Source organism: Streptomyces lushanensis (genome assembly GCF_001700515.1).
GTDB classification, from domain to species: domain Bacteria; phylum Actinomycetota; class Actinomycetes; order Streptomycetales; family Streptomycetaceae; genus Streptomyces; species Streptomyces lushanensis.
Genome location: NZ_MAUD01000246.1, coordinates 1 through 10457 on the forward strand (window position 1 = coordinate 1; position 10457 = coordinate 10457).

The following is a 10457-nucleotide window of genomic DNA, read 5'->3' on the forward strand; positions in this document are numbered from 1 at the left end:
CCTCAGCCGCCCCCCGTGATCCCCGCCACCAGTTCGTCCGCCGCCGCGTACGGATCCAGGCCGCCCGCGACGATCCGTTCCGCCAAGGCGGTCAGTCTGCGGTCGCCGTGGAGGTCGGCGATGCGGGTACGGAGCGCCGTGACCGCGATCGCCTCCACCTCGCGCGCCGCGCGGCTGACGCGGCGTCGGGTCAGTACGTCGTGCTCCTCCATCCACGCGCGGTGCTTCTCCAGCGCCTCCACCACCTCGTCGATGCCCTCACCCCGCGCCGCCACCGTCTTGACGATCGGCGGGCGCCAGTCGCCCGGCCCCCGGGACTCGCCCAGCCCGAGCATGTGGTTCAGCTCGCGGACCGTCGCGTCGGCGCCGTCGCGGTCCGCCTTGTTGACCACGTACACATCGCCGATCTCCAGGATTCCGGCCTTCGCGGCCTGGATGCCGTCGCCCATGCCGGGCGCCAGCAGCACCACCGAGGTGTCCGCCTGGGAGGCGATCTCGACCTCCGACTGGCCGACGCCGACGGTCTCCACCACGATCACGTCGCAGCCCGCCGCGTCCAGCACCCGGATGGCCTGCGGAGCCGCCCGGGCCAGACCGCCGAGATGGCCACGGGTGGCCATCGAGCGGATGTAGACGCCCGGGTCCGAGGCGTGTTCGGACATCCGGACGCGGTCGCCCAGCAGCGCGCCGCCCGAGAAGGGCGACGAGGGGTCGACAGCCAGCACCGCGACCCGCTTGCCCGCCCGCCGGTACGCGGTGACCAGCGCCGAGGTGGAAGTCGACTTGCCGACACCCGGCGAGCCGGTGAGCCCGACGACGTACGCCCGGCCCGCGAGCGGTGCCAGCGCCGCCATCACCTCCCGCAGTTGCGGGGACGCCCCCTCGACCAGTGAGATCAGCCGGGCCACGGCCCGCGGCCGGCCCTCACGCGCCTGAGCCACCAGCTCGGGGACGTCCTGCATCACAGCTCCAGCTCCGTCGTCACAGTTCCAGCTCCGTTACCCGGACCACCCGGCCGCACGGCCGCACGGCCCGCACCACCACGCCGCCCGGCTACACGCGACGTACGGGCGGCGTATTAAACGTACGTACGACGGACTACTTCGCCACCCGCACGATCAGCGCGTCCCCCTGGCCCCCGCCGCCGCACAGCGCCGCCGCGCCGATCCCGCCGCCGCGCCGCTTCAGCTCCAGCGCCAGATGCAGCACGAGCCGCGCGCCGGACATCCCGATCGGGTGACCGAGAGCGATCGCGCCGCCGTTCACGTTCACCTTTTCCGGCGACACCCCGAGGTCCTTCATCGACTGCACGGCGACCGCCGCGAAGGCCTCGTTGATCTCGATCAGATCGAGGTCCTCGACGGCCAGGCCCTCCTTCTTCAGGGCGTGCTGGATCGCGTGGGACGGCTGGGACTGGAGCGAGTTGTCCGGGCCCGCCACATTGCCGTGGGCGCCGATCTCGGCGATCCACTCCAGGCCCAGCTCCTCCGCCCTGGCCCTGCTCATCACCACGACCGCCGCCGCGCCGTCGGAGATCTGCGAGGAGGTGCCCGCCGTGATCGTGCCGTCCTTGTCGAAGGCCGGACGCAGCCGGGACAGGGTCTCGACCGTGGTTTCCGGGCGGATGCCCTCGTCCTGGGAGAAGACCACCGGGTCGCCCTTGCGCTGCGGGATCTCGACCGGGGTGATCTCGGCCTCGAAGACGCCGTTCTTCTGCGCGGCGGCGGCCCGCTGGTGCGAGAGCGCGCCGAACTCGTCCTGCTCCGGGCGCGCGATACCGAGCCGGGTGTTGTGCTTCTCCGTCGAGGCGCCCATGGCGATCTCCTCGAACGAGTCGGTCAGCCCGTCGTACGCCATCGAGTCGAGCAGCTCGACCGCGCCGTACTTGTAGCCCTCACGGGACTTGGGCAGCAGATGCGGGGCGTTGGTCATGGACTCCTGGCCGCCCGCGACCACCACCTCGAACTCACCCGCCCGGATGAGCTGGTCGGCGAGCGCGATCGCGTCGAGGCCGGAGAGACAGACCTTGTTGACGGTGAGCGCCGGGACGTTCATGGGAATGCCGCCCTTGACCGCGGCCTGGCGTGCCGGGATCTGCCCCGTCCCGGCCTGGAGCACCTGGCCCATGATCACGTACTGCACCTGGTCGCCGCTGATCCCCGCGCGCTCCAGCGCGGCCTTGATGGCGAAGCCGCCGAGCTCCGCGCCGGAGAAGGACTTCAGCGAACCGAGCAGCCGTCCCATCGGGGTACGGGCGCCCGCGACGATCACGGAGGTGGTGGTGTTCGTATCCGACATGAGACGCGATCCCCTTTGCTGGAGCGTGAGGAGTGAACGAGGGTTTACTCCAATGTACTGAGCGGTACGCGCCGGGGTCATCCGGCCGTGCGTGTGATCGCGCGCACGTTGCGTAACCGGCGCCATGACGCTCCACACTGTGTCCATGCTGACGCGAATCGACCACATCGGAATCGCCTGTTTCGATCTCGACGCGACCGTCGAGTTCTACCGGGCCACCTACGGCTTCGAGGTCTTCCACACCGAGGTCAACGAGGAGCAGGGCGTCCGCGAGGCCATGCTCAGGATCAACGGGACGTCGGACGGCGGGGCCTCGTACCTCCAGCTCCTCGAACCCGTACGGGAGGACTCCCCCGTGGGCAAGTGGCTCGCGAAGAACGGCGAGGGCGTGCACCACATCGCCTTCGGCACCGCGGATGTCGACGGGGACGCCCAGGCGGTCCGTGACAAGGGCGTACGGGTCCTCTACGACGAGCCGCGCCGGGGCTCCATGGGCTCGCGCATCACTTTTCTGCATCCCAAGGACTGTCACGGAGTCCTCACAGAACTCGTCACCTCCGCCCCGGAGCACTGACCTTAAGGATTCCCGGCCCGGTAGAGTGGGGCGCTCCGGGCCGGGGCCGGGCCGGGGCCGCGCCCCTGCCGTTGATCTGACACCATTCCCCGGGGGGCCGTTCGCCGAGAACGGTGCTCGATTGGGCAGTTGCGACCAGGGGACGGATGGGACCGCGCAGTGCGGGGCTACGAACGCCAGGAGAGCCACCGAGCTGACGACGACCACCTCTCGCGGTTCGAAGCCGAGATGGAACGGCTGAAGACCGCGCGGGAGAAGGCCGTCCAGCACGCCGAGGACCTCGGTTACCAGGTCGAGGTATTGCGCGCCAAGCTCCACGAGGCACGCCGCACGCTGGCCACGCGCCCGTCGTCCTACGACAACGGCGATCTCGGCTATCAGGCCGAGCAGCACCTGCGCAACGCCCAGATCCAGGCCGAGCAGATGCGCGCGGACGCGGAGCGCGAGCTGCGTGACGCCCGCGCCCAGACACAGCGCATCCTCCAGGAGCACGCCGAGCACCAGGCCAGACTCCAGGCGGAGCTGCACGCGGAGGCCGTCCAGCGCCGCCAGCGGCTCGACCAGGAGCTCGCGGAGCGCCGGCAGACCGTCGAGTCGCACGTCAACGAGAACGTCGCGTGGGCCGAGCAGCTCAGGGCCCGTACGGAGTCCCAGGCCCGGCGGCTGCTGGACGAGTCCCGCGCCGAGGCCGAGCAGTCCCTGGCCGCCGCCCGCGCGGAGGCCGTCCGGGTCACCGAGGAGGCGCGCCGCAGGCTGGGCTCGGAGGCCGAGGCGGCCAGGTCGGAAGCTGAAGCGATCCTGCTGCGGGCCCGCAGGGACGCCGAGCGGCTGCTGAACGCCGCGTCCGCGCAGGCCCAGGAGGCCTCCAGCCACGCCGAGCAGCTGCGTACGTCCACGACCGCCGAGGCCGAGCAGGTCCGCCAGCACGCCACCGAGCTGAGCCGCGCGGCCGATCAGCGGATGCACGAGGCGCAGGAGCGGCTGCGCGAGGCCCGCGCGGAGGCCGAGAAGGTCACCGCGGAGGCCAAGGAGAGCGCGGCCAAGCGGCTGGCCGGGGTCGAGTCGCAGAACGAGCAGCGCACGCGTACGGCCAAGTCGGAGATCGCCCGGCTGGTCGGCGAGGCCACGAAGGACGCCGACGCCACCAGGGCCGAGGCCGAGCAGGCGCTCGCCGACGCCCGCGCCGAGGCCGAGAAGCTGGTCGCGGAGGCCGCGGAGAAGGCCCGTACGGTCGCCGCCGAGGACACCGCGGCCCAGCTCGCCAAGGCGGCCCGTACCGCCGAAGAGGTGCTGACGAAGGCGTCGGACGACGCCAAGGCCACCACCAGGTCGGCGAGCGAGGAGGCCGACCGGATCCGCCGTGAGGCGGAGGCGGAGGCGGACCGGCTGCGCGGTGAGGCGGCCGAGCAGGCCGACCAGCTCAAGGGCGCGGCCAAGGACGACACCAAGGAGTACCGCGCCAAGACGGTCGAGCTCCAGGAGGAGGCGCGCAGGCTGCGCGGCGAGGCCGAGCAGCTCAGGGCCGAGGCGGTCGCCGAGGGCGAGCGGATCCGCGGCGAAGCCCGGCGGGAGGCCGTCCAGCAGATCGAGGAGGCGGCCAGGTCCGCCGAGGAGCTGCTGACCAAGGCCAAGGCGGACGCCGACGAGCTGCGCTCGGGCGCCACCGCCGAGAGCGAGCGGGTCCGCACGGAGGCCATCGAGCGCGCCACCACGCTGCGCCGGCAGGCCGAGGAGACGCTGGAGCGCACGCGCGCCGAGGCCGAGCGGCTGCGCGCCGAGGGCGAGGAGCAGGGCGAGGCCACCAGGGCCGCCGCGGAGCAGGCCGCGGCCGAGCTGCGCGAGGAGACCGAGCGCGGTGTCGAGGCCCGCAGGACCGAGGCGGCCGGCGAGCTGACGCGGCTGCACACGGAGGCCGAGCAGCGGCTCGCCGCGGCCGAGGAGGCGCTCACCGACGCGCGCGCCGAGGCCGAGCGGATCCGCCGTGAGGCCTCGGAGGAGGCAGAGCGGCTGCGCGCGGAGTCCGCCGAGCGGGTACGTACGCTCCAGGCGCAGGCCGAGCAGGAGGCCGAGCGGCTCCGTGACGAGGCGGCGTCCGACGCCTCGGAGTACCGCGCCGAGGCGGAGACCGCGGCGGTACGGCTGCGCGGCGAGGCCGCCACCGAGGCCGAGCGGCTCAAGGCCGAGGCGCAGGAGAGCGCCGACCGGGTCAGGGCCGAGGCGGCAGCCGCCGCCGAGCGGGTCGGCGGCGAGGCGGCCGAGGCGCTGGCCGCCGCGCAGGAGGAGGCGGGCCGCCGCCGGCGCGAGGCCGAGGAGACCCTGACGGCCGCCCGTACGGAGGCGGACCAGGAGCGCGAGCGCGCCCGCGAGCAGAGCGAGGAGCTGCTCGCCTCGGCCCGCAACCGGGTCGAGGAGGCGCAGACCGAGGCGCACCGGCTGGTCTCGGAGGCGGACTACCGCGCCACCGAGCTGGTGGCCGCGGCCGAGCAGACCGCCCAGCAGGTGCGGGACTCGGTCGCCGGGCTCCAGGACCAGGCCGAGCAGGAGATCGCCGGGCTGCGCTCCGCCGCCGAGCACGCGGCCGGGCGGACGAGGACGGAGGCGCAGGAGGAGGCCGACCGGGTACGCGCGGACGCGTACGCGGAGCGGGACCGCGCCTCCGAGGACGCCGGCCGGATCCGTGCCAGGGCCCAGGAGGAGGCCGACGCCGCGCAGGCCCTGGCCGAACGCACCGTGGGCGACGCGATCGCGGAGGCGGAGCGGATGCGCGCCGACACCGCGGAGTACGCGCAGCGGATCAGGACGGAGGCGTCCGACTCGCTGGCCGCGGCCGAGCGGGACGCGGCCCGCGCCCGCGCCGAGGCCCGGGAGGACGCGAACCGTATCCGCGGCGATGCCGCCGGCCAGGCGGACCGGCTGATCGCGGAGGCCACGGGCGAGTCCGAGCGGATGCGCGCCGAGGCCGCCGAGACGGTGGGCGCGGCGCAGCAGGCCGCCGAGCGGCTGCGTGCCGAAGCCGAGAAGTTCAAGGCGGACACCGAGGCCGCCGCGGAGCGGCTGAGGAACGAGGCCCAGGAGGAGACGGACTGGCTGCTGGACGAGGCGCGCAAGGACGCGGCCAAGCGCCGCACCGACGCCGCCGAGCAGGCCGACCAGCTCATCAACAAGGCCCAGGAGGAGGCGCTGCGCGCCGCCACCGAGGCCGAGGCCCAGGCCGACATGATGGTGGGCGCCGCCCGCAAGGAGGCGGGCCGCATCACCGCGGACGCGACCGTCGAGGGCAACTCCCTGGTCGAGAAGGCCCGTACGGACGCGGACGAGCTGCTCGTCGGCGCGCGGCGGGACGCGACGGCCATCCGGGACCGGGCCGAGGAACTGCGGGTACGGGTCGAGAGCGAGATCGAGCAGCTCCACGAGCGGGCCCGCCGGGAGACGTCCGAGCAGCTCAAGACCGTCGGTGAGCGCGTCGACAATCTGATGAAGGCCGCCAACGACCAGCGGGCCGAGGCCGACGCGAAGGCCAAGCAGCTCGTCGCCGACGCCGGCTCCGAGGCGAGCAGAGTACGGATCGCCGCGGTGAAGAAGGCCGAGGGGCTGCTCAAGGAGGCCGAGCAGAAGAAGGCCGAACTCATCAGAGAGGCCGAGGAGTTGCGCGCGGACGCCGCCCGGGAGGCCAAGCGTACGGTCGACGACGGCAAGCGCGAACTCGATGTCCTGGTGCGCAGGCGCGAGGACATTCAGGCGGAGATCTCCCGCGTTCAGGATGTACTCGAAGCTTTGGAGTCGTTTGAGGCACCCGCCGGTCCGACGAAGGACACCCAGGTCAAGGCGGGCGCCGCGGCGGGAACAACCCGTTCGAGTGGCAAGTCGTCCGATAGCTAGCCACTCAAAAGGCTGGACATTCTCCAGATCAAACCGGCATCCGCTCGATGACACGCCGCTTAGGCCCCTAGGATTCCCCCTATCACCTCACCGGTCTCATTCGACAGGAACCCCATGAGCGACACATCCTCCCCATTCGGCTTCGAGCTCGTGCGGCGTGGTTACGACCGCGGTCAGGTGGACGACCGCATTACCAAACTCGTCGCCGACCGTGACAGTGCTCTGGCCCGTATCACCGCGCTGGAGAAGCGCATCGAGGAGCTCCACCTCGAAACGCAGAACGCCCAGGCCCAGGTTTCCGACGCGGAGCCGTCGTACGCCGGACTCGGCGCCCGGGTCGAGAAGATCCTCCGCCTCGCCGAGGAGGAGGCGAAGGACCTGCGCGAGGAGGCCAGGCGCGCGGCCGAGCAGCACCGCGAGCTGGCCGAGTCGGCGGCCCAGCAGGTGCGCAACGACGCCGAGGCGTTCGCGGCGGAGCGCAAGGCCAAGGCCGAGGACGAGGGCGTCCGGATCGTCGAGAAGGCGAAGGGCGACGCCTCCACCCTGCGTACGGACGCGCAGAAGGACGCGCAGTCCAAGCGCGAGGAGGCCGACGCGCTCTTCGAGGAGACCCGCGCCAAGGCCGCCCAGGCCGCCGCGGACTTCGAGACGAACCTGGCCAAGCGCCGCGAGCAGTCGGAGCGCGACCTGGCCGCGCGCCAGGCCAAGGCCGAGAAGCGCCTGGCGGAGATCGAGCACCGCGCGGAGCAGCTCCGTCTGGAGGCCGAGAAGCTGCGTACGGACGCGGAGCGCCGCTCCCGGCAGACCGTCGAGACGGCGCAGCGCCAGGCCGAGGACATCGTGGCCGACGCGAACGCCAAGGCCGACCGGATCCGCAGCGAGTCGGAGCGCGAGCTGGCGGCGCTCACCAACCGCCGCGACTCGATCAACGCCCAGCTCACCAACGTCCGCGAGATGCTGGCCACGCTGACCGGCGCCGCGGTGGCCGCCGCGGGCAGCCCGGCGGACGACGAGCCGATCTCCCGTGGTGTGCCGGCCCAGCAGACCCGCTGAGCCGCCCACTGAGCCCGTCGCACAGGGCCGGAGCCCGATCGGCCGGGGCCCGCGACGGTGGTCGAACGGATCGGCGTAGGTAACGATCGCGCAAGCCCCCTGTCACTCCAGTGGCGGGGGGCTTCGCGCGCCTCTAGGTTGTCCGCATGATCGAGGTCGAGGGGCTCACCAAACACTTCGGCCGCAAGGTCGCGGTCGACGATCTCTCCTTCCAGGTCAGGCCCGGAGTGGTGACGGGCTTTCTCGGCCCCAACGGCGCGGGCAAGTCCACCACGATGCGGATGATGCTCGATCTGGACATCCCGACCGGTGGGTCGGTCAGGATCGACGGCAGGCGCTACCGCGAACTCGCCGAGCCGCTCAAGCACATCGGGGCGCTGCTGGAGGCGAAGGCCGTGCACGGTGGCCGCAGCGCCTACAACAATCTCCTCTGTCTGGCACAGAGCAATCGCATTCCCGCGAGCCGGGTGGACGAGGTGCTCGACATGGTCGGGCTGACCGCCGTGGCGGGAAAGAAGTCGAAAGGTTTCTCCCTCGGTATGGGACAGCGGCTCGGAATCGCCTCGGCGCTGCTCGGCGATCCCGAGATCCTGATGTTCGACGAGCCGGTCAATGGTCTGGACCCGGAAGGCATCCACTGGATCCGCAATCTGATGAAGGCGCTGGCCAATGACGGCCGGACGATCTTTGTCTCCAGCCATCTCATGAGCGAAATGGCCCTGACCGCTGATCACTTGATCGTGATCGGTCAAGGCAGACTGCTGGCGGACACGTCGATGGCGGACTTCATCCGGGAGAATTCACGCAGTTATGCGCGGCTGCGCTCACCGGACCGGGAGCGGCTGAAGGACGTACTGCACTCGGCGGGCTTCACCGTGGTCGATTCCGACGGCGGAGCGCTGGAGATCGACGGGGCCACCACCGAGGAGCTGGGCGAGCTGGCGGCCCGTGACGGGATCGTGCTGCATGAGCTGAGCGCCCAGCGCGCCTCGCTCGAAGAAGCGTTCATGCAGATGACGGCCGAGTCGGTCGAGTACCACGCCCACACGGGCCCCGAGGGCGATCGGCCGCGTCCCGCGTGGGGCCTGGGCGGCCGGGACCACCAGGGCGAGGGAGCCTGAGCATGACATCGGTACCCGCGGTCCTCCGCTCCGAGTGGACCAAGATCCGTACGGTCTCCTCCACGGTCTGGACCCTGATCAGCGCCCTGGTGGTGACCGTGGCCCTGGGCGCGGCCCTCTCCGCGGTGCTGAACTCGACCTTCGCCGAGCTGCCGGAACCGCAGCAGGCCACCTTCGACCCGACCTACACCAGCTTCTCCGGGAGGGTCCTGGGCCAGCTCGCGATGGTGGTCTTCGGGGTGCTGGTGGTCGGCTCCGAGTACAGCTCGGGCATGATCCGTACGTCGCTGGCCGCCGTACCGCGGCGCGGCACCTTCTTCTTCGCCAAGGTCCTGATGGCCGGGGTGCCGGCACTGGTGGTGGGGCTCGTCACCAGCTTTCTGGCGTTCTTCCTCGGCCAGGCACTGCTCGGCGACCACGGCACCGGCATCGGCGAGCCGAATGTGCTGCGCGCGGTGATCGGCAACGCGCTCTACATGACGCTGATCGCCCTCTTCTCGATGGGCGTGGCCGCGATGCTGCGCAGTTCGATCCTCTCGCTCGGCATTCTGGTGCCCTTCTTCTTCCTCGTCTCCCAGATCCTCGCGGCCGTCCCGGGCGCGAAGGAGGTCGCCCACTACTTCCCCGACCAGGCCGGCTCCAGAATCCTGCGGGTGGTGCCCGACGCCATGAATTCCGACGCGGCTCCGTACGGTCCCTGGGGCGGCCTCGGGATCATGGTCCTGTGGGTGGCGGCGGCCCTTCTGGGCGGTTTTCTGGTGCTGAGGAAGCGGGACGCGTAGCCCGTTCGTCACCGACTCTCCGCCTGAACGACTTGGCCGCAACCGTCAAGGCCCGGATATCCTCCTAACTCTTACGGGGGTTTTCAGCCGGGAACGGCGACAGCCCCGACGACCTGACCTGTCGATGGGGCTGGAGAATGATCGAGGCAGTCGGCCTGACGAAGCGCTACGGCGCCCAGACGGCCGTGTACAACCTTTCCTTCCAGGTACGGCCCGGATCGGTGACCGGGTTCCTGGGCCCCAACGGTTCCGGCAAATCGACCACCATGCGGATGATCCTCGGCCTCGACCAGCCGAGCGCGGGCCATGTCACGGTCGGCGGACATCCCTTCCGGCAGTTGCCGAACGCACCACGTCAGGTGGGCGCGCTGCTCGACGCCAAGGCGGTGCACGGCGGGCGCAGCGCGCGCAATCATCTGCTCTCGCTGGCCCAGCTCTCCGGGATACCGGCGACCAGGGTCGACGAGGTGCTCGGGGTCGTCGGCCTCCAGGATGTGGCCAGAAAGCGTTCCAAGGGCTTCTCCCTCGGTATGGGCCAGCGGCTCGGCATCGCGGCGGCGCTGCTCGGCGATCCACAGGTGCTGCTCTTCGACGAGCCNNCGGTCTTCGTCTCCTCGCATCTGATGAGTGAGATGGCGGTCACGGCCGACCATCTCATCGTGATCGGACGCGGTCGGCTCCTCGCCGACATGAGCGTCAAGGACTTCATCTCGGCCAATTCGGCGGACTTCGCGCGGGTGCGGGTCGCGC

The 10457-nt window shown here is 71.5% G+C and carries 8 protein-coding genes and 1 pseudogene; 7 read left to right on the plus strand and 2 right to left on the minus strand.

Annotated features, from left to right (window positions below):
• Positions 1–2: 2 nt before the first annotated feature.
• Positions 3–962 (minus strand): methylmalonyl Co-A mutase-associated GTPase MeaB, encoded by a 960-nt coding sequence (gene meaB / locus BFF77_RS20395; RefSeq protein WP_066951981.1) that lies wholly within the window; start codon positions 960–962, stop codon positions 3–5.
• Between the two features lie 136 nt (positions 963–1098).
• A complete protein-coding gene (locus tag BFF77_RS20400) occupies positions 1099–2298 on the minus strand; it encodes an acetyl-CoA C-acetyltransferase (protein ID WP_066951998.1) in 1200 nt (399 codons plus the stop codon).
• A 145-nt stretch (positions 2299–2443) separates the two neighbouring features.
• Here BFF77_RS20400 and mce point away from each other — a divergent pair, with 145 nt between their 5' ends.
• From mce to BFF77_RS36980, 7 genes and pseudogenes are all read left to right on the plus strand, one after another.
• Positions 2444–2872, plus strand: coding sequence for a methylmalonyl-CoA epimerase (mce, locus tag BFF77_RS20405; protein WP_066952041.1), 429 nt, complete (start codon positions 2444–2446; stop codon positions 2870–2872).
• 159 nt (positions 2873–3031) lie between these two features.
• The gene (scy, locus tag BFF77_RS20410; RefSeq protein ID WP_066952010.1) at positions 3032–6751 is read left to right on the plus strand and encodes a polarized growth protein Scy; all 3720 of its coding nucleotides are present in this window, start codon (positions 3032–3034) and stop codon (positions 6749–6751) included.
• A gap of 114 nt (positions 6752–6865) precedes the next feature.
• On the plus strand, positions 6866–7804 hold the full coding sequence (locus BFF77_RS20415) for a coiled-coil domain-containing protein (RefSeq protein WP_066952029.1): 939 nt from the start codon (positions 6866–6868) through the stop codon (positions 7802–7804).
• 146 nt (positions 7805–7950) lie between these two features.
• A complete protein-coding gene (locus tag BFF77_RS20420; protein ID WP_079125332.1) occupies positions 7951–8925 on the plus strand; it encodes an ABC transporter ATP-binding protein in 975 nt (324 codons plus the stop codon).
• A gap of 2 nt (positions 8926–8927) precedes the next feature.
• Positions 8928–9707 carry an ABC transporter permease gene (locus BFF77_RS20425; protein ID WP_066952034.1) on the plus strand — a complete coding sequence of 260 codons (780 nt, stop codon included), beginning with the start codon at positions 8928–8930 and terminating at the stop codon, positions 9705–9707.
• A gap of 137 nt (positions 9708–9844) precedes the next feature.
• Positions 9845–10305: ABC transporter ATP-binding protein (locus BFF77_RS20430; protein WP_245703612.1), on the plus strand; the 461-nt coding region annotated here is incomplete at its 3' end.
• Between the two features lie 2 nt (positions 10306–10307).
• Positions 10308–10457: pseudogene (locus BFF77_RS36980) on the plus strand (ABC transporter ATP-binding protein); the annotation flags it as partial.

Coding starts and splice junctions, on each gene's coding strand:
- BFF77_RS20420 (WP_079125332.1), top strand. CDS start 7,951: ATGATCGAGGTCGAGGGGCTCACCAAACACTTCGGCCGCAAGGTCGCG.
- BFF77_RS20415 (WP_066952029.1), top strand. CDS start 6,866: ATGAGCGACACATCCTCCCCATTCGGCTTCGAGCTCGTGCGGCGTGGT.
- mce (WP_066952041.1), top strand. CDS start 2,444: ATGCTGACGCGAATCGACCACATCGGAATCGCCTGTTTCGATCTCGAC.
- BFF77_RS20400 (WP_066951998.1), bottom strand. CDS start 2,298: ATGTCGGATACGAACACCACCACCTCCGTGATCGTCGCGGGCGCCCGT.
- meaB (WP_066951981.1), bottom strand. CDS start 962: ATGCAGGACGTCCCCGAGCTGGTGGCTCAGGCGCGTGAGGGCCGGCCG.
- BFF77_RS20425 (WP_066952034.1), top strand. CDS start 8,928: ATGACATCGGTACCCGCGGTCCTCCGCTCCGAGTGGACCAAGATCCGT.